The sequence below is a fragment of the Mammaliicoccus fleurettii genome (assembly GCF_003970575.1).
Lineage (GTDB): Bacteria > Bacillota > Bacilli > Staphylococcales > Staphylococcaceae > Mammaliicoccus > Mammaliicoccus fleurettii.
In genome coordinates this window covers 1-25,717 of record NZ_RXWZ01000122.1, presented here as the reverse complement: position 1 = coordinate 25,717, position 25,717 = coordinate 1, and the positions used below count along the sequence as shown (strand labels likewise).

General features: G+C 31.3%; 26 protein-coding genes. 21 read left to right on the top strand and 5 right to left on the bottom strand.

Annotated elements, in window-relative coordinates; all coding sequences use genetic code 11:
- Positions 1–114: 114 nt before the first annotated feature.
- Positions 115–1,503 (bottom strand): glycine--tRNA ligase, encoded by a 1,389-nt coding sequence (locus tag CD129_RS09370; RefSeq protein ID WP_115337387.1) that lies wholly within the window; start codon positions 1,501–1,503, stop codon positions 115–117.
- Positions 1,504–1,800: 297 nt separating this feature from the next.
- Between CD129_RS09370 and ccpN the strand changes: the two genes are divergently transcribed.
- The 7 genes from ccpN to CD129_RS09335 all read left to right on the top strand — a co-directional run bounded on the left by ccpN (position 1,801) and on the right by CD129_RS09335 (position 8,452).
- A complete protein-coding gene (ccpN, locus tag CD129_RS09365) occupies positions 1,801–2,436 on the top strand; it encodes a transcriptional regulator CcpN (RefSeq protein WP_078356525.1) in 636 nt (211 codons plus the stop codon).
- Positions 2,437–2,451: 15 nt separating this feature from the next.
- A complete protein-coding gene (locus CD129_RS09360) occupies positions 2,452–3,267 on the top strand; it encodes a pyruvate, water dikinase regulatory protein (protein WP_115337388.1) in 816 nt (271 codons plus the stop codon).
- 11 nt (positions 3,268–3,278) lie between these two features.
- Complete coding sequence (dnaG, locus tag CD129_RS09355; protein WP_115337389.1) at positions 3,279–5,051, top strand: DNA primase; 1,773 nt, start codon at positions 3,279–3,281, stop codon at positions 5,049–5,051.
- A gap of 26 nt (positions 5,052–5,077) precedes the next feature.
- Positions 5,078–6,187 carry an RNA polymerase sigma factor RpoD gene (rpoD, locus tag CD129_RS09350; protein ID WP_078356528.1) on the top strand — a complete coding sequence of 370 codons (1,110 nt, stop codon included), beginning with the start codon at positions 5,078–5,080 and terminating at the stop codon, positions 6,185–6,187.
- Positions 6,188–6,287: 100 nt separating this feature from the next.
- Positions 6,288–6,641, top strand: coding sequence for a c-type cytochrome (locus CD129_RS09345; RefSeq protein ID WP_078356529.1), 354 nt, complete (start codon positions 6,288–6,290; stop codon positions 6,639–6,641).
- 54 nt (positions 6,642–6,695) lie between these two features.
- Entirely contained in the window at positions 6,696–7,364 is a 669-nt protein-coding gene (locus tag CD129_RS09340; protein WP_115337390.1) for a tRNA (adenine(22)-N(1))-methyltransferase, read from the top strand.
- Positions 7,361–8,452, top strand: coding sequence for a Nif3-like dinuclear metal center hexameric protein (locus CD129_RS09335; RefSeq protein ID WP_107509474.1), 1,092 nt, complete (start codon positions 7,361–7,363; stop codon positions 8,450–8,452). The genes CD129_RS09340 and CD129_RS09335 overlap by 4 nt, the downstream gene beginning before the upstream one ends.
- 29 nt (positions 8,453–8,481) lie before the next feature.
- Here CD129_RS09335 and CD129_RS09330 read toward each other — a convergent pair whose 3' ends face one another.
- Complete coding sequence (locus tag CD129_RS09330) at positions 8,482–9,450, bottom strand: 4-hydroxy-3-methylbut-2-enyl diphosphate reductase (protein ID WP_107509475.1); 969 nt, start codon at positions 9,448–9,450, stop codon at positions 8,482–8,484.
- A 148-nt stretch (positions 9,451–9,598) separates the two neighbouring features.
- Here CD129_RS09330 and CD129_RS09325 point away from each other — a divergent pair, with 148 nt between their 5' ends.
- The 5 genes from CD129_RS09325 (at position 9,599) to CD129_RS09305 (ending at position 14,113) form a co-directional block, all read left to right on the top strand.
- Positions 9,599–10,933, top strand: coding sequence for a DEAD/DEAH box helicase (locus tag CD129_RS09325; protein ID WP_078356533.1), 1,335 nt, complete (start codon positions 9,599–9,601; stop codon positions 10,931–10,933).
- Positions 10,934–10,942: 9 nt separating this feature from the next.
- Positions 10,943–11,833 (top strand): deoxyribonuclease IV, encoded by an 891-nt coding sequence (locus CD129_RS09320; RefSeq protein ID WP_078356534.1) that lies wholly within the window; start codon positions 10,943–10,945, stop codon positions 11,831–11,833.
- 110 nt (positions 11,834–11,943) lie between these two features.
- Entirely contained in the window at positions 11,944–12,747 is an 804-nt protein-coding gene (locus tag CD129_RS09315; RefSeq protein WP_239700818.1) for a metal ABC transporter ATP-binding protein, read from the top strand.
- A 108-nt stretch (positions 12,748–12,855) separates the two neighbouring features.
- A complete protein-coding gene (locus CD129_RS09310; protein WP_078356536.1) occupies positions 12,856–13,737 on the top strand; it encodes a metal ABC transporter permease in 882 nt (293 codons plus the stop codon).
- On the top strand, positions 13,700–14,113 hold the full coding sequence (locus CD129_RS09305) for a Fur family transcriptional regulator (protein ID WP_078356537.1): 414 nt from the start codon (positions 13,700–13,702) through the stop codon (positions 14,111–14,113). The genes CD129_RS09310 and CD129_RS09305 overlap by 38 nt, the downstream gene beginning before the upstream one ends.
- A gap of 595 nt (positions 14,114–14,708) precedes the next feature.
- On the opposite strand, the gene CD129_RS09300 is transcribed toward CD129_RS09305, so the two are convergent.
- From CD129_RS09300 to CD129_RS09290, 3 genes are all read right to left on the bottom strand, one after another.
- Positions 14,709–15,272, bottom strand: a complete 564-nt coding sequence (locus CD129_RS09300; protein ID WP_115337391.1) for a 5' nucleotidase, NT5C type — start codon at positions 15,270–15,272, stop codon at positions 14,709–14,711.
- 71 nt (positions 15,273–15,343) lie between these two features.
- Positions 15,344–16,444, bottom strand: coding sequence for a flavodoxin-dependent (E)-4-hydroxy-3-methylbut-2-enyl-diphosphate synthase (gene ispG, locus CD129_RS09295; protein ID WP_078356539.1), 1,101 nt, complete (start codon positions 16,442–16,444; stop codon positions 15,344–15,346).
- Between the two features lie 29 nt (positions 16,445–16,473).
- Complete coding sequence (locus CD129_RS09290; protein ID WP_115337392.1) at positions 16,474–17,232, bottom strand: DUF1189 family protein; 759 nt, start codon at positions 17,230–17,232, stop codon at positions 16,474–16,476.
- 164 nt (positions 17,233–17,396) lie between these two features.
- Here CD129_RS09290 and CD129_RS09285 point away from each other — a divergent pair, with 164 nt between their 5' ends.
- From CD129_RS09285 to CD129_RS09245, 9 genes are all read left to right on the top strand, one after another.
- Positions 17,397–17,999 (top strand): superoxide dismutase, encoded by a 603-nt coding sequence (locus tag CD129_RS09285; RefSeq protein WP_115337393.1) that lies wholly within the window; start codon positions 17,397–17,399, stop codon positions 17,997–17,999.
- 136 nt (positions 18,000–18,135) lie between these two features.
- Positions 18,136–20,181 (top strand): peptidoglycan D,D-transpeptidase FtsI family protein, encoded by a 2,046-nt coding sequence (locus CD129_RS09280; protein WP_107509998.1) that lies wholly within the window; start codon positions 18,136–18,138, stop codon positions 20,179–20,181.
- Positions 20,182–20,360: 179 nt separating this feature from the next.
- The gene (locus CD129_RS09275; protein WP_078356543.1) at positions 20,361–21,314 is read left to right on the top strand and encodes a PstS family phosphate ABC transporter substrate-binding protein; all 954 of its coding nucleotides are present in this window, start codon (positions 20,361–20,363) and stop codon (positions 21,312–21,314) included.
- A 66-nt stretch (positions 21,315–21,380) separates the two neighbouring features.
- Entirely contained in the window at positions 21,381–22,310 is a 930-nt protein-coding gene (gene pstC, locus CD129_RS09270; RefSeq protein ID WP_107509997.1) for a phosphate ABC transporter permease subunit PstC, read from the top strand.
- 1 nt (position 22,311) lies between these two features.
- Positions 22,312–23,214, top strand: a complete 903-nt coding sequence (gene pstA, locus CD129_RS09265; protein WP_078356545.1) for a phosphate ABC transporter permease PstA — start codon at positions 22,312–22,314, stop codon at positions 23,212–23,214.
- Positions 23,215–23,291: 77 nt separating this feature from the next.
- The gene (gene pstB, locus CD129_RS09260; RefSeq protein WP_237687674.1) at positions 23,292–24,080 is read left to right on the top strand and encodes a phosphate ABC transporter ATP-binding protein PstB; all 789 of its coding nucleotides are present in this window, start codon (positions 23,292–23,294) and stop codon (positions 24,078–24,080) included.
- A gap of 1 nt (position 24,081) precedes the next feature.
- Positions 24,082–24,729, top strand: coding sequence for a phosphate signaling complex protein PhoU (phoU, locus tag CD129_RS09255; RefSeq protein ID WP_078356547.1), 648 nt, complete (start codon positions 24,082–24,084; stop codon positions 24,727–24,729).
- Between the two features lie 76 nt (positions 24,730–24,805).
- Positions 24,806–24,955 (top strand): 50S ribosomal protein L33, encoded by a 150-nt coding sequence (gene rpmG / locus CD129_RS09250; protein WP_016911879.1) that lies wholly within the window; start codon positions 24,806–24,808, stop codon positions 24,953–24,955.
- Positions 24,956–25,105: 150 nt separating this feature from the next.
- The gene (locus tag CD129_RS09245; RefSeq protein ID WP_115337394.1) at positions 25,106–25,660 is read left to right on the top strand and encodes a 5-formyltetrahydrofolate cyclo-ligase; all 555 of its coding nucleotides are present in this window, start codon (positions 25,106–25,108) and stop codon (positions 25,658–25,660) included.
- Positions 25,661–25,717 lie beyond the last annotated feature (57 nt).

Sequence of the window (25,717 nt, the reverse complement as noted above, 5' to 3'; positions counted from 1 at the left end):
GATATCTATTTTAATATTTCTAGTCATAATAAAACTCCCTGCTAAGTTTTCACTATTTAAGTGTTTACTTAACAGGGAGCATATCATATCGAAAAGTCTTTGCTCTTTTTTTATTTAGAATCTAATTTTTTCAGCTAAGAAGCTTTCAACTTCGTCAATTGGCATACGAATTTGTTCCATTGTGTCTCTATCACGAACTGTAACTTGATTGTCTTCTAAAGAATCAAAGTCGAATGTAATACAGTATGGTGTACCAATTTCGTCTTGACGACGGTAACGTTTACCGATTGATTGTGATTCGTCAAAGTCAATTGCGAATTTTTCGCTTAATTTTTCATATACTTTAATTGCATCAGGTGAAAGCTTTTTACTTAATGGTAAAATAGCTGCTTTGTAAGGTGCTAATGCAGGGTGGAAGTGTAGAACTGTACGTTGGTCTTTTTCGCCTTCGTTTTCTTCCTCATAAGCATCACATAAGAACGCTAATGTAACACGGTCAGCACCTAATGATGGTTCGATACAATATGGTACGAATTTTTCATTCGTTTCTTGATCATGATAATTAAAGTCTTCACCACTAAATTCACTATGTTGTTTCAAGTCGAAATCTGTTCTTGAAGCGATACCCCATAGTTCACCCCAACCGAATGGGAATTTATATTCGATATCAGTAGTTGCATTAGAGTAGTGACTTAATTCATCATCATCATGGTCACGTAACTTAGTATTTTCTTCTTTAATTCCTAAATCTTTTAACCATTTTGCAGCAAATTCTTTCCAGTAATTTTGCCACTCAATTTCAGTGCCTGGTTTACAGAAGAATTCAAGTTCCATTTGTTCAAATTCTCTTGTTCTGAAAATAAAGTTACCTGGTGTAATTTCATTTCTGAAAGATTTACCAACTTGTGCGATACCAAATGGTAATTTTTTACGCATTGAACGTTGAACATTTTTATAGTTCACGAAAATACCTTGAGCAGTTTCAGGACGTAAGAAAATTTCATTTGTTGATGATTCTGTTACACCTTGGAAAGTTTTGAACATTAAGTTGAATTGACGAATGTCAGTCCAATTTGCTGTTCCACTTTCAGGACATGTAATACCTTTGTCATCGATAAGTTGTTTCATTTCGTCAAAGCTCATGCCATCAGCGATAAAGTTCTCGTCGCCTTCAACATTTTGCATGTAGTCTTCGATCAGTTTATCAGCTCTATAACGAATTTTAGAATCTTTGTTATCAATCATTGGATCATTAAAGTTAGATAAATGACCTGAAGCTTCCCAAGTTCTTGGGTTCATTAAAATTGCAGCATCTAATCCAACATTGTATGGAGATTGTTGAACGAATTTTTGCCACCATGCTTTTTTAATATTATTTTTTAATTCAACACCTAGTGGACCGTAATCCCAAGTGTTTGCTAAACCACCATAAATTTCACTACCAGGGAATACAAATCCTCTGTGTTTTGCTAACGTTACTACTTTGTCCATATCATTTGCCATAAATAATTCACTCCTTATTTAAATTAAAAAAGTCCCAAGACATCATTAAATAATGCCTTGGGACGAGTATATAACCCGCGGTTCCACCCAAATTAGTGTAGCCACTCTCTTTATATGAAATTTTATAAGCCAGAACTTTTAATGTTAAGCTTTCACCAACCTTAACTCGCTTTTAATTTCAAAGTTAATTAAAATATAGCATGGTATGTAAGACTTATCAAGTAAAAACAGATATTCAAATTGAGCAAAATTTGCGATACATGTTATAATTAATCTAACTGAGTTGTGTTTGAAGGGGTGAGAGCAATCGAATTAAATCAAAGACAAGAACATATTGTACAAATTGTTAAAAATAATGGTCCTATAACAGGTGAAAAAATTGCTGAAAGATTAAATTTAACTAGGGCAACTTTAAGACCTGATTTAGCTATTTTAACTATGGCTGGTTATTTAGATGCTAGACCAAGAGTTGGATATTTTTATACAGGAAAATCGAGCACACAGTTGTTAAGTGATTCTATTAAGAAGATGACAATTAAAGAATCTATGGCCATACCAGTTGTTATAGAAGAAAGTGTATCTGTATATGAAGCTATATGTAAAATGTTTTTAGAAGATGTCGGTACATTATTTGTAATTAATAAAGAAGGTTATTTAATAGGTGTTTGTTCCAGAAAAGATTTGCTAAGAGCAGCAATAGGTGGACAGAGTTTAAAAGAAACACCAGTAAGTATAAATATGAGTCGAATGCCTAACATAACGGTATGTTTGGAAGACGATTTACTAATATACGCGGCTAAATTATTAATTGATAAACAAATAGATGCATTACCTGTAGTGAAAAAATTAAAAGGCGATAAGATGAAAGTAAAAGGTAGAATAACAAAAACAACTATAACAAGAGCATTTGTTTCATTAATTGAAGATGAGTAGGGGGATAAATTTAAAATGGAAGAAATAAGAATAATTATAGCGTCAGATTCAGTAGGAGAGACAGCCGAACTGGTTACTAAGGCATGTACATCTCAATATAAAACTGAAGGCAATGCATTAGATATTGTAAGATTACCTTATATAGAGAATGAAAGTAATATTAATGAAGTTGTTTCATTAGCATTAGAACAAAATTCTATAGTAGTTTATACATTAGTTAAACCTGAAATGAGATTATACTTAAAAGAAAAACTAGAAGAAAATAATATAAAAAATGTTGATATTATGGGACCTTTAATGCGTATTTTAAGTAATGAATTAAATGAATCACCACTTAATGAACCAGGTAACATTCATAAACTTGATGAAGACTACTTTAAAAAGATTGAAGCAATAGAATTTGCAGTTAAATATGATGATGGAAGAGATCCTAGAGGTTTACCAAAAGCTGATATTGTACTTATTGGTGTATCTAGAACTTCAAAGACACCACTTTCTCAATATTTAGCGCATAAGCGTTATAAAGTAATGAATGTACCGCTAGTTCCAGAAGTTGCACCTCCAGAAGGGTTATTTGATATAGATCCTAAGAAATGTATAGCATTAAAAATCAATCAAAAAAACCTAAATGCAATTAGAAGAGCTAGACTAATTCAACTAGGTCTAAGTGATGATGCAGATTATGCTAAAGATGATAGAATTGAAGAGGAATTAAGATACTTTGAAGAAATTGTTGAAAAGATTGGTTGCCCTGTCTTAGACGTTTCGGATAAAGCAATTGAAGAAACAGCAAATGACATCATAAAAATTATTACTCAACAAAATCGATAAAGGGTGAAATGATGCGTATAGAACAAGATGTAATAAAAGAAATTCGTGAAAAAAACGATATTTTAGATGTGGTAAGCGAATATGTAAAGCTTGAAAAAAGAGGACGTAACTATATAGGGTTATGTCCTTTCCATGACGAAAAAACACCTTCATTTTCAGTATCAGAAGATAAACAAATATGCCATTGTTTTGGTTGTAAAAAAGGTGGTAACGTCTTTCAGTTTATTCAAGAAATTAAAGGTGTATCCTTTGTTGATGCTGTTAGAGAGTTAGGCGATAAAGTAGATATTCATATTGAAAAGCAAGAACCTTCTGCAACTGATTCAATGGTTGATGATCACATAAAGATGATAGAAATGCACGAGCTTATGGCAAATAATTATCATTACATATTGAAACATACAGAAGAAGGCGAAGCAGCCTTAAACTATTTAAAATCAAGAGGATTCACAGATGAACTTATAAATGATAGAAAGATAGGATATGCTCCAAACCATTCTAAATTTACACATGACTTTTTAGAAAAAAATGGCTACGATGCTGTGATTGCCTATGAAGCTGGATTATTAAGTCGTAATGATGAAACGTTTGACTATTTTGATAGATTTAGGGATAGGATTATTTTTCCGTTATTGAATTTTCAAGGTAAAACGGTTGGATTTTCCGGTCGTACATATACGGACCAATCGCCTAAGTACTTGAATAGCCCAGAGACGCCAATTTTCCAAAAAAGAAAAATGTTATATAACATTAATCGTGCTAGAAAATTCATTAGACAAAATGATGAAGTCATTCTCCTAGAAGGATTTATGGATGTTATTAAATCATCAGAAGCGGATATAAAACAAGTTGTTGCTACAATGGGAACTGCTCTTTCAAAAGAACATATTATTATGGTCAAAAAACTGGCGTCAAACGTAACATTACTGTATGATGGAGATTTCGCAGGTAAAGAAGCAGCGATGAATGTTGGTAAAGAATTATTAAATGAAGGTTTAAATGTCTTTGTTGTAAATTTACCTAAAAAAATGGACCCAGATGACTATATCTCTGAATATGGAAGTGAAGCGTTTAAATCATTTGTAGAAGGGCAAAAACAATCTTATGTAGGGTTTAAGGCTCAACAATTATATTATGCCAACGAAAACAATGATTTAAAGCATGGACAGCATTTAGAAGAGTTAGTTCATGATATCAATCTGATTCGTTCTGAATTTTTAAGAAAAAAAGTATTGCAACAAGTAGCTGATTTGTATAAAGTAGATGTTAACAGTCTTAAAAATCGACTATCGCCGAATATTGTTCAAAATAATGCTGATTATAATTATGTCGTTCCTGAATTAAAGGAAAAAAAACTAGATAAAATTGGTAGAGCTGAACAAGCGTTGTTAAAACATTTTATGAATCATAAACAGTTATTTTTAGAATATCATTCTAGGATTAATCAAGAAGACTTCACTTCATTGAATAATAGAGTGATTTTTTCACGTTTAAACGGGTATTATAAGAATAATGATGTTTTTAACATTAGTGATTTTTCAAGTTACATTGAAGAACATCAAATCATGGAGACAGTAATGTATTTAGATTCATTATCAATCAATGATGAACCAGAAACGGATGAAGTGGAAGATTATATTAATGTCATTCATCCTAATGAGCAAGTAGAAACATCAATAGAATATTTAAATGAACAATTGAATAAGGCAATGCAAGCAGGCGACATCGCACTACAAAGACAGTATTTAGAACAAATTGTACAATATAATCGGAATAGAATGTAAGAGTTAATAAACCGGGAGGCCTATTCATGTCTGATAAAGAATTAAACAAAATTAATAGCGCTAATAATGAAGCAGTACTTACTATTGATCAAGTAAAGCATCAATTAATTGAACAAGGTAAAAAAGCAGGACATTTAAGTCATGAAGAGATTGCAGATAAATTACAAAACTTCGAAATGGATCCAGATCAAATGGATGATTTCTTTGATTTAATTAACGAGAATGAAATTAATTTAATCAATGAAAAAGACTCAACTGATACAAATGATAAATTAAATTTAAATGATTTAAGTGCTCCTCCAGGCGTAAAAATAAATGACCCAGTTAGAATGTATTTAAAAGAAATTGGACGAGTTAATTTATTAACTGCACAAGAAGAAGTAGAATTGGCTAAACGTATCGAAAAAGGTGATGATATTGCTAAATCACGCCTTGCTGAAGCAAACTTACGACTTGTAGTTAGTATTGCTAAACGTTATGTAGGTAGAGGTATGTTATTCTTAGATCTTATTCAAGAAGGTAACATGGGTCTAATTAAAGCAGTTGAAAAATTCGATTTTAATAAAGGATTTAAATTCTCGACATATGCAACTTGGTGGATTCGTCAAGCGATAACTAGAGCTATCGCAGACCAAGCACGTACAATCCGTATTCCAGTTCATATGGTTGAAACAATCAATAAATTAATACGTGTTCAACGTCAATTGTTACAAGATTTAGGTAGAGATCCATCTCCTGAAGAAATTGGCGAAGAAATGGATTTACCTCCAGAAAAAGTGCGTGAAATTTTAAAAATAGCACAAGAACCAGTTTCATTAGAAACACCTATAGGCGAAGAAGATGATAGTCATTTAGGAGACTTCATTGAAGATCAAGATGCGCAAAGTCCATCTGATCACGCTGCTTATGAATTGTTAAAAGAACAATTAGAAGATGTATTAGATACACTTACTGATAGAGAAGAAAATGTTTTAAGATTAAGATTCGGTCTTGATGATGGAAGAACAAGAACATTAGAAGAAGTTGGTAAAGTATTTGGCGTTACTAGAGAGCGTATTCGTCAAATTGAAGCTAAGGCTTTACGCAAATTAAGACATCCATCTAGAAGTAAGCGATTGAAAGATTTTATGGATTAATCACGAAAAGTTTATATTAATCCCAAAAAGCCTTTGACAATGCCTTGTTTTAATATAAAATATAATTGTATGAAGGTTTAACAAAAGGGAGGTTGTATGAATGAATCGTAATCCTGTTATCCCGTTTATTCTGATATTATTACTCGGTGTGGGATTAATATTCTTCATGTCAGCACATGGTGCTAACAAAGAGGAAGAAAAAGAAGGCGGTGGCGGTGAAAAAACTGAGAAGTTTGACGCAGCTACATTCGCAAAAGATAATTGTACAAGTTGTCATGGACAAAATCTTGAAGGTGGAATGGGACCTAAATTAGCTGGTTCTTCTAAAGAAGCTGGCGAAATGAAAAAAATCATCCGTGATGGTAAAGGTTCAATGCCTGCCCACGATGAAGCGACTATTTCAGACAAAGATTTAGACACACTTGTCAAATACTTAAAAGACGGCGCTAAATAACACAAAAAAATCTTTTGCTATTGCAAAAGATTTTTTTTATGAAAGGAAAAAATGATGATCCAGATAAACAAACGTTTAACGAAGGTGAGCGAATACCTCAATCATAATAAATTAGCTGACATTGGATCTGATCATGCTTATTTACCAATATATGCTATACAAAAAGGCTTAATTAACAAAGCGATAGCTGGAGAAGTAGTTAAAGGTCCTTTTTTGGCAGCACAACAGAACACTAAAACTTATGGTATGACAGATAGTATTGAAGTTAAACTTGGAAATGGTTTAGAAGTGATTGACGAAACAATAGATGTTATTACGATATGTGGTATGGGTGGACCATTAATTGCACAAATTATTGAAGAAGGTCAACATAAATTAAACGAATATCCTGATTTAATATTACAAGCAAATATACATGCGTTACCAATTAGACAAGTGTTACAAAAAATTGGATATAAAATTTATGACGAACAATTAATAAAAGATAAAAAACATATATATGAAATATTAGTCGCTAAAAAAGGAACAATGCTACTAGATGAAAAAGAAATGAGATTTGGACCAATATTATTAAAAAATAAAAGCGATTTGTTTTATGAAAAATGGCAGAGAGAACTTGAATCGTTAAATAAAATTAGTAAACAGTTAGAACATCATGATGATCAAATTAGGTATAATGAAATTAATCAACAAATACTTCAAATTAAAGAGGTGCTTAAATGATTATTCAAGAATTACTAAATGTCATTAATAAACATGTTCCATTTTCAAGTAGTGAATCATGGGATAATGTTGGTTTATTAATTGGAACTGAAGATAGTGAAGTAACGGGCATATTAACAACACTAGATTGCACTATGGAAGTAGTAGATGAAGCAATAGAAAACGATTTAAATACAATTATTGCGCACCATCCACTTATTTTTAAAGGTGTTAAAAACATTACAGAAAAAGGTTATGGACCGATTCTAAAAAAACTGATTCAAAATGATATTAATTTAATCGCGCTTCACACAAACTTAGATGTGTATCCAAAAGGTGTAAGTTACATGATAGGTGACCAAATAGGTTTGAAAAACATGTCTGTTCTAGATGACAAAGAAGAAAGTTATTTCAAAGTACAGATATTTATACCAGATAAAGATGTGGAACTAATGAAGTCTGCATTTAACAAACATCATTTAGCACAAACAGGAGAGTATAGCGAAGTGTTTTTCCAATCGCAAGGAAAAGGTCAATTTAAACTAAGTGAGAATGCTAACCCGCATATTGGACAATCTCATAAGACTGAAACGGTTTATGAAACTAAATTAGAGCTTATGATAGATGGAAAAGATAAGTCACTAGCTAAACAACTTATTTATGAAAATCATCCGTATGAAGAACCTGTTTTTGATTTTATAGAAATGAAGAAGACTTCTAGAATAGGATTAGGAATAGTTGGAGAATTAGATAAAACACAATCAATAAATGAATTTGTTGAACACTATAAAGAAAAACTACACATTCCAGCTGTTAGATTTATAGGGAATAAAGAGGCGAAAATAAATAGAGTGGCAATAGTTGGTGGCGCTGGAATAGAGTACGCACAACTTGCACAAAATAAACAAGCAGATTTATTTATAACTGGTGATGTTAAGCATCACGAAGCATTAGATGCCAAAATGGATGGTATTAATGTTCTAGATATAAATCATTATAGTGAATATGTAATGAGAGAAGGATTGAAGTCATTATTAGAAGAATGGACAAATCAATCAATAGAAATAAAAAGTTCTAAAATCAATACAGATCCTTATTGTTATATGTAAAAAAACTGCCGAAAAAGTCGGCAGTTTTTTTATTCCATTATTGTTACTGGTTGTGGCTTTTTAATCTTAGGTAATATTTTTTCAACAGGTACATTACTCTTAAGAGCTGAAGTTGGTACATGAGTTGGATCATAGTTTTTAATATAGTCAATGACTTCTTTTACTATTGGAGTAGGTGTTGATGCTCCTGCAGTAACGGCTACACTTCCAATGTCTTGTAACCATTCTAGTTTTAGTTCACTTAAATCAGAAATTCTATATGCATTTGTGTGTGCAATCTCTTTGGATACTTGTGCGAGTCTATTAGAGTTATTACTTTTTGGATCGCCTACAACTATTAATAAGTCAGCTTGATTTGCTTGATTAGCAACAGCTTCTTGTCTTACTTGTGTTGCTAAACAAATTTCTTCATGAACTTCGATGTGCGGGTATTTAGTTTGTAGTTTATCTATTAAATGTTTAACATCCCATTGTGACATCGTTGTTTGATTAGTTACGATGAGTTTTTTATCTTTAATATCTTCTGGCAAATCTTCTATATCATCTAATGTCTGGACGAGGTGAACAATATCTGGAGCAACACCAACTGCTCCCTCAGGCTCTGGATGACCTTTCTTGCCAATATAAATGACATGGTATCCTTCTGATTTAACTTTTCTTATAAGTTGATGTGTGTTGTCTACATCGGGGCAAGTTGCGTCGATACAAACAAGTCCTTTTTCTTTAGCACGTTTTTTTACTTCAGGTGACACACCATGTGCAGTAAAGATTACAGTTCCTTCTTCTATTTGCTCTAAAATCTTTAATCTGTTTGGTCCATCTAAAGTAATAATTCCATCTGATTCAAACGCGTCTGTTACATGTTTATTATGAACAATCATGCCAAGTATATAAATTGGTCTAGGAAGTGATTTGTCTAGTGAAGCATTTCTTGCAATCACCATAGCATCTACAACGCCGTAACAATAGCCTCTAGGGGTAATTTTTATAATCTCCATTAATTGCCCTCCTTATTAATATCTATTATAACAACACTCAAGATTGAATGAAACTAAATAAAAATTCAAAATAAATCTTTAAGCCTATCATAAACTACGTATTTACTATATAATGTATGAAGTGAAAAAGAAACGAGGAGGGTCGCTTATGTCTAAGCATCCGTTTGAACATTTTCAGTTAGAAAATGAATTAGTAAAGGCAGTTGAAGATTTACACTTTGATCAGCCGACAGAAATACAACGTAGAGTTATACCTAAGATTAAAAAAGGATCTAATATTATAGGTCAATCTCAGACTGGTACTGGTAAGTCTCACGCCTTTTTATTACCATTATTTGATAAAATTGATGTTGATATAAAAGAACCACAAATAATTATTTTAGCTCCAACGAGAGAGTTGGCTAAACAATTATATGACGCTGCATCACATTTGGCACAATTTAAAACAGGTGTTAAAGTAAGCTTATATATTGGTGGAACTGATAAATCGAGAGATATTGATAAATCTAAAAACACACCACATGTAGTTGTAGGAACGCCAAACAGAATTGATGATATGGCTGTTGAAAGAGCTTTAGATTTACATTTAGCTAAGTCAGTTGTTATTGATGAAGCAGATTTAATGATTGATTTAGGGTTTATGCCTAAGGTTGATAGTGTTGCGAGTAGATTAGATGGAAAAGCACAAATTTCCGTATTTAGTGCAACAATTCCTAAAGCATTACATCCTTTCTTAAATAAATATTTAAGCAATCCTGAATTTGTTGAAATTGAAACAGCATCTTCAAATAAAGATAATATTGATTTTTACTTAATTCCTACTAAAGGTGAAGAGAAAAAAACAAAAATCTTAAAAGTTATGAAAGTTATAAATCCTTATTTAGCAATTATATTTGCAAATAGTCGTGATAGAGCTGATGAATTAGTCGCTCATTTATCTGAAGAAGGATATAAAGTTGGTGTTATTCATGGTGGATTAACACCTAGAGAAAGAACACAACAAATGAAACGTATTAAACAATTAGATTTTGAATTTGTTGTAGCAAGTGATTTAGCTTCAAGAGGTATTGATATTGAAGGTGTTAGTCACGTTATTAATTATGATTTACCTAAAGAGATTGATTTCTTTACGCATAGAGTAGGTAGAACTGGTCGTGGTGACTATAAAGGTGTAGCAATCACTTTATATACACCAGACGAAGATGATCTAATAACTCAAATTGAGAAGAATAATTATAAACTTAAACATGTTGATATTAAAAATGACGAATTTGTAGAAATAAAAGATCGTCAAAATAGAACAAGACGTGTTAAAAAAGAAGATAATATTGAGAAATCGCTTAAACAAAAAATTAAAAGAAATAACAAAAATAAAGTTAAACCTGGTTATAAGAAGAAATTCAAACGTGAATTAGATGAATTGAAATTCAAAGAAAAGAAAGCACATTCTAAAAGAACTAAAAAACAAAGCAGAAAAGGATAGGTGTCATATATGTTAATCGGATCACACGTATCAATGAGTGGTAAGAAGATGTTGCTTCAAGCAGCGGAAGAAGCGGCAAGTTATAATGCTTCAACATTTATGATTTATACTGGCGCACCTCAAAACACAAGACGTAAAAAAATTGAAGATTTAAATATTGAGAATGGTCAAGCAGCAATGAAAGAATACGGTTTATCAAATATTGTTGTGCATGCACCATATATCATTAATATTGCGAATACTACAAAGCCTGAAGTATTTAATTTAGGTGTTGAATTCTTACAATCTGAAATTGAACGTACTGAAGCTTTGGGAGCTAAAGATATCGTACTTCATCCTGGTGCTCATGTAGGTGCTGGAGAAGAAAAAGGAATTAAAAAAATTATTGAAGGTTTAAATGAAGTTTTAACGAATAATAACGATGTTCGTATAGCATTAGAAACAATGGCGGGTAAAGGTTCAGAATGTGGTAAAACATTCGAAGAACTTGCACAAATTATTGATGGTGTAGACCATAATGAAAGATTATCAGTATGTTTTGACACTTGTCATACTAACGATGCTGGTTACAACGTTAAAGAAGACTTTGATGGTGTATTAAACGAATTCGACAAAATCGTCGGTATTGATAGAATAAAAGTCCTTCACGTAAACGATAGTAAAAACCCACAAGGTGCTAAAAAAGATAGACATGAAAACATTGGATTTGGTTCTTTAGGTTATGATGCATTGCATTATATTGTTCATCATGAAGCCTTTACTAATGTTCCTAAAATCTTAGAAACACCTTATGTAGGTGATGATAAAAAGAATAAAAAGCCACCATATAAATACGAAATTGAAATGATTAAAAATGGTACTTTCGATCCAGATTTAAAAGATAAAATTTTTAATCAATAAATAATACTTAAGGAATGCTAAATTAATAGCATTCCTTTTTTATTCGTAAACATTCCTATTTACATTAATCCATTTTCATTGTATAGTATTCTATTGACGAGGTGATGAATGTGGAAAAAGAAACACCAATTTTTGAATTAAAAGATATAAGTTATAGCTATCCAAATAAATTGGCGCTTAGCCATATCAATATACAAATTTATAAAGGTGATTTTCTAGCAATAGTAGGACCAAATGGTTCAGGGAAATCAACCTTACTTAAATTAATATTAGGACTTTTACCTTTACAAAAAGGTGATATATTCATAAGTGGTAAAAAAATAAATCAATATAAATCTTGGGAAAAAATTAGTTACGTTTCACAAAAATCTAATGCGTTTAGTTCAGGATTTCCTGCAACTGTTAAAGAAGTTGTCATGAGTGGATTAACTAAAAATAAAGGTTTGTTCAAATGGTTTAATAATGAAGATGCGAAAAAAGTCGATGAAATATTAGAAAGATTAAATATAATCGAACTTAAAAACGAGAATATCGCACAACTATCCGGTGGACAGCAACAGAGAACATTCATAGCGAGAGCTTTAATTTCTAAGCCTAGCATTTTAATATTAGATGAACCTACAGTTGGTATAGATGCAAGACACGTATCAGAATTTTACCAACTACTTACACAATTAAAACAAGAAGGCATAACAATTATACTCGTAACACATGATATTGGTGTCGTTGCTGATACAGCAAGTAAAGTTGCTTGTTTAAATCAACATATTCATTTCCATGGGACAAGTGAATCATTCAAATCACTAGATGAAGTTTCAATATCTAAAATTTATGGACATCCAGTACAATTTGTTGACCACCAACATGATCGTGATTGCTGTGCAGAAGAACAATTAGAAGAACTCGTTAAATAAATAGAACTAGTAGATAAGTATCGGTAAGGAGATAGGATATGGAAAGTGAGATTGAGTACTATAATAATATAAGTTCTTTAAACCTCCTATATGAGGGGTGTTTAAAGAATGATTGATGCGTTTTTAAATTTTGATTTTATAAGATATTCATTTATAAGTGGTGTCTTAGTTGGTTTAATTGCACCACTAATCGGTGCATTTATTGTAGTTAGAAGATTATCGCTTATTGCAGATGCTTTAAGCCATGTTACTTTAGGTGGTATTTCAATGGGATTATTCTTAATGAGTATTAGTCCATTGTTTGCTTCCATTAACCCAATTTGGTTCGGTATTATATTTTCAATAGCTGGTGCTTTACTCATTGAACAATTAAGAACTGAATATAAACATTATCAAGAAATCGCTATACCGATTATTATGAGTGGTGGTATTGGTGTAAGTGTAATCTTCATTTCATTAGCTAATGGATTTAACCAAGATTTATTTGGATATTTATTTGGTTCTATCAGCGCAGTAAATATGAGTGATTTATTTACAATCATTATTATTACTTTAATCGTGTTAATTTTTGTCATGTTATTGTATAAATCACTTTTCGTACTATCTTTCGATGAAGAATATTCAAAAGTAATAGGGATGCCTAAATGGATTCAACTCTTATTTATAGTTATTGTTGCATTGGTTATCTCGGCTTCAATGAGAGTAGTAGGGATATTACTTGTAAGTAGTTTAATGACATTGCCAGTAGCTACTAGTATGAGACTTGCGAAAGGATTTAAACAATTAATTGCACTAAGTATTATATTTGGTGAATTATCTGTCATTGTTGGTCTGATACTTTCCTTCTATTTGAATATTTCACCTGGAGGTATTATAGTAGGATTGTTAATTATAGAATTACTTGCAAGTATTGCATATAGTAAAGTATTGATAAAAAAAGGAGGCTATCATCTTGAAAGTAGAAGAAGCCATTCAAATATTGAAGAATGATGGTCATAAGTATACAAATAAACGACGTGATATCATTTCTTTATTCGTTAACGAAGATAAATATATAACAGCAAAATATATACAAGAAGCTTTAAAAGATGATTATGCAGGTTTGTCTTTCGATACAATTTATCGTAATTTATACTTATTTAAAGACTTAAATATAATTGAAAGTACTGAAATTGACGGTGAAATGAAGTTTCGTATTTCATGTCAAAGCCACCACCATCATCACTTTATATGTGATTCGTGTGGAACAACAAAAGTCATCGATTTCTGTCCAATGGATTCAATTAAGCAACAACTACCAAACGTAGAAATTTCATCACATAAACTTGAGGTATATGGTAAATGTGAGCATTGTAAAACAGTATAAAATAAATAAGCATATCACTTAACTGATTTTTTAGTTTACAGTGATATGCTTATTTTTTAATATCTTACGATTTTGTACGTACATGCTTGCCTACCTTTTATACAATCTTACGATTTTGTTCGTGCATGCTTGCCTAAGGGTATGGCTCGAGCCTGTAGTCTCTCCCACATACTATTCCTTCAGGCGTCAGCACTTCACAAAATCGCTCTCAATATTTATTTTTAAATAGAAAAATGGTTTCTCTAATCACTACTTTGTACTGTGGACAAATTGAACTTAAATTTATAAGTTCAGTTTGTTTTTTGTTTTAATAAGTAGATTATTAAACATAGAGTGAACTCTTGAATAAATTCCATCTATATTATAAATATTTAATTAATATTTGGCGTTTTTTAGCGCTGACTCCTGCGGGAAAAGCATGATTCGAAGACTACAGGCTGAGAACATGCCCGCGTAAAGCATGCGCATAAAAAATGCCAACAAATTCTATAAGCTACTTAAATGATTTTTAAAAAGTAAGAGCAGAAATTCATTATTAAAATTGAATTTCTGCTCTTAATAGAATTCTAGGATAGTTATGTCCAAGCTCTTTAATTTATAATTTATTTAATAATGGAGATACTTCATGCCAACTGTTTATTCTATATATGCCAGATTGAAGTTCTTTTTGATTATATGGTGTGTCGAATAAAAATACTGGTATATTTAGTTGGTGATTGATGTCTTCAGCATTGTCTAATTTATCTTCAAAAAATACATCTATATTTTGATTTTTAGTTACTTCTAATTTGTTATGACTACCTGTTAATGTAATTTGATCAAATGGAATGTTATGCAAATTAAACCATTCTTTTGTTATGTCTTCTAAATAGTTATGCCTGGCACTTATATAATATAGTTCATATTGATATTGAAGTTGGTTTAAAATATCTTTAGCGCCTTCTGCAACTGGAGAGTTTTGGTAAATATATGATTCATTATTTTTAAACCAGTTAAGCATTTCTTCTTCTTCACAATTTAAGACATTTGCTAAATTGTATTCTGTAATATCTTCATATTTCAATTGTTCATTAAAGTCTCTTTGTAAATAAGGGACAAATGTTTTTGGGCAAGTGACAGTCCCATCTATATCTATTCCTAGTCTTGGTTTTTGGTTCATAAAAATCACCTTTATATATTATTTAATGAAAGGCTGGGACAAATTAATTGTCTCAGCCTCAAACATTATATTTATGAGTTTTGAATTTCTTTATTTTGTTCCATTTCTAAAGCTAGTTTATCTATTTCTTTTTTTAATTCGTCTACCATTGTTTCTTCTGGTACTTTACGAACTGTTTTACCTTTCATAAATAAAAGGCCTTCACCTCGAGCACCAGCAATACCGATATCGGCTTCTCTTGCTTCTCCTGGACCATTTACTGCACATCCAAGAACGGCTACTTTAAGAGGTACTTGAAGATTAGAGATATATTCTTCTACTTCATTAGCTATAGATATTAAATCTATTTCTATACGTCCGCAAGTAGGACAAGCAATCAATGTTGCAGCATTACTTGCTAAACCGAATGCTTTAAGTAGTGATTTTGCTACTTTAACTTCTTCTACTGGATCTGCTGATAAAGAAATACGACAAGTATTACCTATACCTAAACTTAAGATTGCACCTAATCCTGCAGACGATTTAACTGTACCATTGAAAAGCGTACCACTTTCTGTAATGCCAAGATGTAATGGGTAATTAAAAGCTTGTGCAGCTTTCGTATATGCCTCTATGGCTAGATTAACATCACTGGCTTTCATTGAAACGATGATATCATGAAAATCTAGATCTTCTAGTATTTTTATATGATGCAAGGCACTTTCAACCATACCATCTGCGGTAGGGTAACCATATTTTTTAATAATATGCTTTTCTAACGATCCAGCATTTACACCAATTCTAATAGGAATTCCTTTTTCTTTACACGCTTTAACAACCGCTTCAACTTTTTCTCGTCTACCAATATTTCCAGGATTAATACGAATCTTATCTGCGCCATTTTCAATAGCAATCAAAGCAAGTTTATAGTTGAAATGAATATCAACAACTAATGGAATGTTTATTTGGGCTTTAATATCTTTAATTGCATATGCGTCTTCTTCGTTTGGACAAGCGACACGAACAATTTGGCAACCAGCTTCTTCTAAACGTTTAATTTCTGCTACTGTTGCTTCGACATCATATGTTTTTGTAGTAGTCATACTTTGAATAACGACTTCATCTGAACCGCCAATCGTTAAATCCCCAACTTTAACAGGCCTAGTTTTAGTACGATGAATGATTTCTGACATGATAAGACTCCTTTGTATAGATTTGCTTATTATTTTACATTAGCATGTTTCTTTCCATTTGGTAAGTAAAACACTGTTATGAGAATACCAATCACAATTATACACCATGAAACAATGATTAATAAAGTATTCGACGCAACTATACCTAATAAGAGTACTAAAGTTGGAAGCGTTATTATAAACGTCATCATTTTAAACCATGTCATGTATCGTGTTTTCTTTCGAAGTAACATACCTAATAAATGACCTACTAATGCTAGAATACCAATTTTAATTGATAGACTGATAAATTGAATTATTAATAAGAATATAATTATCATACTTAAATAGAAGTACTTGGAATCATTGATCGTATCTATGAATTTAATTAAATCATCTTGATCAGTGACAACAGTTGATAAAGAACCGTAACTGATTTCGGTATAGTCATTGTAATTTGATATTTCAATATGGTCAGGTTTGAAAACGATAAGATGATTAGCTTCCATATTAAATTGATTAGAACTTGTGAAAATAATGGATTGTTTATCGTTCATTTTGATGTTTTTGTCAGAAGATAAAATCATTTTGTTATTTTCTATTTTAAAATTAGGTATTTCATCTACTTGTTCATTTGCTAGGGTGGATAAGTTTTGAGTGATTTGTATGTATTGAACTGTATTAGGTAATATTAATATAAAACTGAGTAATAGAATATGTAGAAATATGTATCTTAATTTAGTTATTCTAAACATAGGATATTTATTAGGGTGTTTAAATAACCTTTTTAGTTCTTTCATGTACTGCATAATTTCACCTCTTCTTGACTCAATAATAATGATAAAAAACAAGAGTTGCAACATGATAAGTTAGAAAACAAAATTTTTTAAATATTATATAAACAAATTGTTTGTTATAAAACTTTAATCTTGATAAGATAAGTATGTAAAACAAATGAGGAGGATGATTTTTTATGGCTTTTGAATTACCAAAATTACCATATGCATATGATGCATTAGAACCACACATCGACAAAGAAACTATGGAGATTCACCATACGAAACACCATAACACTTATGTAACAAAACTAAATGATGCAGTTAAAGGTACAGATTTAGAAAGTAAATCTATCGAAGACATCGTTAAGAATTTAAATTCAGTTCCAGACGATATTCGTACTGCAGTTCAAAACAATGGTGGCGGACATTATAATCACTCATTATTCTGGGAACTATTAACTGCAAATGCTTCTGAACCTTCAGGAGAAGTTGTTGACGCAATTAGTTCTACATTCGGTTCATTAGACAAATTCAAAGAAGAATTTGCAGCTGCTGCAGCTGGCCGTTTCGGTTCAGGTTGGGCATGGTTAGTTGTAGATAACGGTGAATTAGCAATCGTTTCAACTCCAAACCAAGACAATCCTATTTCAGAAGGTAAACTTCCAGTTTTAGGTTTAGATGTTTGGGAACATGCTTACTACTTAAACTATCAAAATAGACGTCCAGACTACATTAATGCATTCTGGAATGTTGTTAATTGGGATAAAGTTAACGAATTATATCAAGCAGCAAAATAATTCGACTATCTAATAGGGGCCGGGACAATTTTATTGTCTCGGCTTTTTTTATAAAATTTTAACTTTATCAATAGCAATGTACGTCATAATCATATATGATGAAATTATTAATATAGAGTTACAAAGGTAGGTTTAGTTGTTGAAACGAGTAAAAAAGAAATCTAAAGAAGAAGCATTTCGCCTTTTAATGAACAAACGAGTAAGTCTTATATTAGCAGTTGTAGTCATATTGTTTTCTGTACTCATAATGCGTTTAGGTTACTTGCAAATTGTTAAAGGCGGAGAATACAAAAGGACAATTGATAGTACGGAATCAATCACAGTTAATGAATCCGTACCTAGAGGACGTATCTATGATAGAAATGGCAAAGTTTTAGTAGATAACGAATCTAAAAAAGCAATTACATATACGAGAGATAGAAGAACAAGTCAGGATGATATTTTAGAAATCGCTGAAAAACTATCCCATTTAATGAAGATGGACACATCAAATATAACGGATAGAGATAAACAAGACTTTTGGATTTTAAGAAATCAAGATGAAGTTCAAAAGTTAATGAAAGATGAACAAGCTTTATTCTCAGATGGCAATATTAGCCAGGAAGAATATGATGAAGCACTATACAACAAAGTTACTTCTAAATATACAAATACTCTATCAAAAGAAGATTTGCAAATTCTGGCAATCTTTAGAGAAATGAACGGAGGCTCTCAACTTAGCCCTGTAGTTATAAAAAATGAAGGTGTGAAAAATGATGAATATGCAGCTGTATCACAACACTTATCAGAACTACCAGGAGTTAATACAACTATGGATTGGGAAAGACGATATCCATATGGAGAAACTTTAAGAACATTATTTGGTAATGTATCTAGTAAAGAAGAAGGATTACCGAAAGAGCTTGTTGATGATTATTTAGCTAAAGGTTATTCTAGAAATGATAGAGTAGGTAAATCATATTTAGAATATCAATACGAAGATATATTAAAGGGTTCTAAGAAAAAAATGAAATACGTTACAGATAAATCTGGAAAGATTACAAGTTCAGAAGTAATATCAGAAGGATCCAGAGGTAATGATTTAGTATTAACTATAGATATTGAATTACAGAAAAAAGTAGAAGAATATGTAGATAAGCATATTGAGTCATTGCGTAGTGAAGGCGCAAAAGATATGGATAGAGTTATGGTAGTTGTACAAGATCCAAGAAATGGAGACGTCTTAGCGATGGCGGGTCGAGATATTGATGAAAACGGAGAAATTACAGATAATCATATCGGTAACTTTACTAGTCAATATACGGTAGGTTCATCAGTGAAAGGTGCAACATTACTTACGGGTTACCAAAATGGCGTTTTAGATGTTGGAGATAAAATGGTCGATGAACCGTTGAAATTCAATGGTGGATTAACTAAACGTTCTTATTTCAACCAAGACGGTAAAAAGACAATAACTGATGCTGAAGCATTAATGCATTCTTCAAACGTATTCATGTATAAAACAGCACTTTTACTAGCAGATTCACCGTATAGAAACGGTATGTCCTTACCGACAGATGTTGAACAAGCTGGAATAAAATTACGTAAAGGACTTAATCAAGTAGGATTAGGTGTAAAAACAGGTATTGATTTACCAAACGAGTCAGCAGGTCAAATAGAACCTATTAAAGATAACCCAGGTAACTATATTGATTTAGCTATTGGACAATTTGATACTTATACACCAATACAACTGTCCCAATATGCAGCAACAATTGCTAATGATGGATATAGGTTAAAACCACACTTAGCTAAAGAAATAAGAAATTCTACAAATGAAGATTCACTTGGACCTATTAAAAAGTCATTTAAAGGTGAAGTGATGAACAAAGTAAATAATAGTGATAAAGAAATCAAACAAGTACAAAAAGGTTTTGATATGGCATTTAATGAAGAAGAAGGAACTGGATATTCTAGTTTTAATGATACTGTTGTAAGATCTGCAGGTAAAACAGGTACAGCTGAAGTGTTTAAAGATGGAAAACCAAAAGTAAATTCTACTTATGTTGGTTATGCTCCAGCAAAAAATCCAGAACTATCATTCTCAATAACTTACACAAATCAACCAGTACCAGAACCATGGTTACCAGGTGGAGATTTAGGTAAAGATATTATAAATTACTATTTTAAAGATAAAAAATAATAACAGATATAATGATAACGCTGAGACAATGTAATTGTCTCAGTTTTTTTGCGTTAAATTAAAACGTTTACATAAAATGTTAACACAAAATTTACATTCAATTTATTTGTACTTAATAAAGAAAATGTAAAGTAAAGGTGTAATAAAGATTAAGGCGTTATTAATTAGGAGGATTTAACATGAAAAAGTGGCAATTAATTGGGTCAACAACAGCTTTGAGTTCTGCACTTCTATTAGGAGCTTGTGGTGGAGCAGCTGAAAAATCTGATTCAGGGGATACTAAATCTTCAGATGATAAAAAATTAAGTGGTGAAGTTAAAGGTGACGGTTCATCTACTGTTGCACCAGTAATGGAAAAAATAAATGAAGATTTTTCTGCTGAGCAACCTGATGTTTCAGTTTCAATCGGTGTATCAGGAACAGGTGGAGGATTTGAGAAATTTATCGCGGGTGAGACAGATTTCTCAAATGCATCTAGAGATATTAAAGATGAAGAAAAAGAAAAACTAAAAAAAGAAAAAATTGATTATACTGAGTTTAAAGTTGCTCAAGATGGTTTAACTGTAGCGGTTAATAAAGATAATGACTTTGTAGAAGAACTAAGCATGGACGAACTTGCAAAAATTTATAGCGGGAAAGCTAAAACTTGGAAAGATGTTAATTCAAAATTCCCAGATAAAAAAATTAAAGCCTTTTCTCCTGACCAATCACACGGGACATACGACTTCTTTAGTGAAGAAGTATTAGATGAAAAAGATCTTCAATCAGAGAAAAATGCTGATACAAACGTAATTGTTAAATCTGTACAAGATAACAAAGATTCTATCGGTTTCTTTGGATACAACTTCTATCAAGAAAATAAAGATTCACTTAAAGCAGTAAAAATTAAAGGTGATGAAGGTAAAGCAGTAGAACCTACTGATGAATCTGTTAATGACGGTTCTTACCCATTAAGTAGACCACTATTCGTATATGCGAAGAATAAATCATTAGAAGATAACGATGCATTCTACGGATTCATGGAATATGTTATTGATAACTCAGCTGATGCTGCTAAAGATGCAGGATACGTTCCATTGAAAGATGAAGAATACAAAAAAGACAAAGAAACATTAGAAAAGTTTAAAAAATAATCATTAATAAATCAATACAAAGGGCGCTTAATTGTCGCCCTTTTTCAAAATGAAGGAGTTATTTTTATGAAAGAACAAAGTTCAGTACAGGAACTTATAAAACGAAATAATAATAACAAAGGGAAAGTTTTTGCTGACAAAGCTGTTCCAATTGTTTTATTACTAATAGCTTCAGTTTCTGTACTTACAACAATCGGGATATTGTTTACACTAGTTACTGAAACGGTAACATTTTTCACAAGAGTAAATCCATTTGAATTTTTATTTACTAAGGATTGGGCACCATTTTCTTCTGATCCTAAATATGGAATATACGCTCTTATATTAGGTACTTTAAAAGTAACTGCAGTTGCTACTATATTTGCAGTACCAGTTGGATTAGGAGCAGCACTTTATTTAAGTGAGTATGCTTCAGACAGATCAAGAAGATTGATTAAACCAGTTTTAGAAATACTGGCAGGTATTCCTACAATTGTGTATGGTTTCTTTGCTTTAACATTTGTTACACCAATATTACGAGGGATTTTCCCTGATTTAGGTAGCTTTAACTCAATTAGTCCTGGTTTAGTTGTGGGGGTCATGATTATACCAATGATTACAAGTATGAGTGAAGATGCTATGAGTTCAGTGCCGGAATCGATTAAAGAGGGTGCACTTGGCTTAGGTGCAACAAAATTTGAACTAGCTACAAAAATTGTATTTCCAGCAGCTTTATCAGGGATTATTGCTTCTATTGTATTGGCAATCTCAAGAGCAATTGGAGAGACGATGATAGTATCATTAGCAGCTGGTAGTACACCAGATTCAAGCTTTAGCTTAATTGGTTCAATACAAACGATGACAGGGTTTATCGTTCAAGTTGCTACTGGTGACGCAACATATGGTTCGGATATTTATTATAGTATTTATGCGGTTGGTTTCACATTGTTTATATTCACTTTCATCATGAATATTATTTCTCAGTGGATTACTAAGCGCTTTAGAGAGGAGTATTAATATGTCAGAAGTGAATTTAGTTGATCAAACCGTTGTTCAAAAAAAATTACCAACGAGATTATTGAAAAATAAAGTAATCAAATCGATATTTTTTGTATGTACCTTAATTGGATTAATCGTATTAGCTATACTGCTTTTTGACATATTTAAAAAAGGGATTCCTTATCTAAGTACTGATTTCTTCACTAACTTTTCTTCTACTTCACCTGAACGAGCTGGTATTAAAGGTGCATTATTAGGAACACTTTGGCTAATGATGACGATTGCACCAATATCAATTATTTTAGGTGTAGGTACAGCGATTTATATGGTTGAATATGCAAAAGAAAATTGGTTTACGAAATTTATTAGAGTAAATATATCGAATCTAGCCGGTGTACCATCAGTTGTATTTGGTTTATTAGGATTAACGATATTTGTTCGTGGAGCAGGGATTGAGAATTTATCATTAGGCAAAACAGTTATTGCAGCTGCTTTAACAATGTCATTAATGATTCTTCCTATAATAATTGTAGCTAGTCAAGAAGCGATTAAATCAGTTCCTTCTTCGATTAGAGAAGCATCATTAGGTCTAGGAAGTACTAAATGGCAAACGATTAAAAATATTGTATTACCTGCGTCTATACCAGGTATATTGACAGGAACAATCCTTGCGTTATCAAGAGCTCTTGGTGAAACAGCACCATTGGTTGTAATAGGTATACCTGCAATATTAATGAAAACGCCAAATAGTATTTTTGAATCATTCCAAGCATTGCCGATGCAGATATACAATTGGGCTAAATTGCCACAAGCCGAATTCCAATTTGTATCATCAGCAGCAATTATTGTTCTACTCGTAATATTAATTCTTATGAACTCAGTTGCAATTTACATTAGAAATAAATATCAAAGAAAACTATAAAATCAAAATGAAGAGGGGTCATTAAAATGACAGACGTAAAAATTAGGGATTTATCTCAAAATATATCTTCAAATGAAATGACAAAGAATAAAGAAATAGCGGTTGAAGATAAAAATATTGTATATAAAACGAATAACCTAGACTTATGGTATGGTGATTTTCACGCATTAAAAAATATTAATCTTGATATCACTGAAAACGAAGTAACAGCGATAATTGGTCCATCAGGTTGTGGTAAATCAACTTATATTAAAACATTAAATAGAATGATCGAGTTAATTCCAAGTGTTAAAACATCTGGTGAAATCATTTATAGAGATAAAAATATTTTTGATAAAAAATATAGTGTTGAAGAATTAAGAACGAATGTAGGTATGGTATTCCAAAAACCAAATCCATTTCCTAAGTCTATTTACGACAATATAACTTATGGACCAAGAATTCATGGAATTACGGATAAAAAAGTATTAGACGAAATTGTTGAACGTTCTTTAAAAGGTGCAGCTATATGGGATGAATGTAAAGATAGACTTGATAAAAATGCGTATGGACTATCTGGTGGACAACAACAAAGAATTTGTATCGCTAGATGTTTAGCAATAGAGCCAGATGTAATTTTAATGGATGAACCAACATCTGCATTAGATCCTATTTCTACATTAAAAGTTGAAGAACTTGTTCAAGACTTAAAATCAAAATACTCAATTATTATCGTGACACATAATATGCAACAAGCTGCTAGAATTTCAGACAAGACAGCATTTTTCTTAAATGGATATGTAAATGAATTTGATGATACGAATAAAATTTTCTCAAATCCAAGTGATAAGAAAACTGAAGACTATATTTCTGGGAGATTTGGTTAATATGGTTATTAGAGAAAAATACGAAGGCGAGTTAAACCTACTTATTGAAGATTTGTTTAAACTTGGCAAAGAAGTTTATAATATGATTGAGCAATCCATTTCCGTTCTTAGTGATGAGAAAAAAGATAATGCTAGAAATCTAATTGCATATGATAAAAAAATTAATCAAATGGAATATGATATAAATGAAAAAGTCGTTATGTTAATTACAAAACAGCAACCAATTGCCACTGATTTACGTGTAATGATTTCAGCTTTAAAAATTGCTTCAGAGCTAGAAAGAATGGCAGATAACTCAACTAATATAGCTCAAATTAGAAAAAGAGCTAAAATTACTGATTATTTTATATTAATGAGACTAAAAACAATGGGTAAATTGGCTATGTTAATGCTAAGAGATCTAGAAACTGCTGTTAATAATAAAGATATATTATTAATTAAAGAAATCATTGAACGTGATGATGATATTGATGATTTGTATAAAGAGATTAATAATACGACTTATTTAATAGACAATGACCCATTCATTTCTGCACAAGCACACTTAGCTGCAAGATATTTAGAAAGAATTGGTGATCACATTACAAATATTAGTGAAAGCTGTTATTATTATATTACAGGCAAACACTATGAAGCCGTTGAAAAATAATACTGGAATTATATAACCATAGATGGTATTATAATAAGGTCGTATATTAATTGAAATAAGAATAGGAGGGTTCATCATGCGCGTAAATGTAACTTTAGCATGTACTGATTGTGGTGAAAGAAACTACATCTCTAAAAAGAATAAACGTAATAACCCAGAGCGAATTGAAATGAAAAAATATTGTGCTCGTGACGGTAAACACACTCTTCATAGAGAAACAAAATAGTAAAACGAATAAGAACACATTGCCAGCTTTGGTAATGTGTTTTTTATTCGTTTTTAGGAGACCTACAACTACCTTTCACAGTATTTCTTGTGTTATCATTAAATGTATAAAATGGTAAAAATGAAATAATAATTGGGAAGTGTTAAACTCATGACGATGAAGAAAGATTTGAGAAAAGAAATATTAGGTTTGATGAAAAATCAACAAAAGTCTCGGAAGGACGATTATGATTTTAATTTACATGAACAATTATATGCGCACTATAAATATCAAAATGCAAAATCTGTAGCTATTGTAATGAGCATGGATCATGAAGTAGATACTTTGCCGATTATCCAAAAAATATTGAAGGATAATAAAAAGGTTTATGTACCTACAACAAATTACAACACAAAAATGATGAAATTCCAGCGATTAACAGATTTAGAGTCAATTGCAATAGACGAAAAAGGCATTAAATTTATAGATAAAGAAACAGAAATAGAGGACAATATTGATTTGATAATTGTGCCTGGTGTAGTATTTAATAATGAAGGTTATAGAATTGGTTATGGTGGTGGTTATTATGATAAGTTCTTATCTCAATATAGTGGAGATACGCTTAGCTTAGTATATCCATTCCAAATTAAATCTTTTGAATATGAAGAACATGATATACCTGTTGAAGAAATTATATTACCAAACGTTTTAAATGGAGAAGAATAAATGGATAAAATAAAGCAAATGTGGAAATCGATTTATTATTTAGTATATACAGAAGGG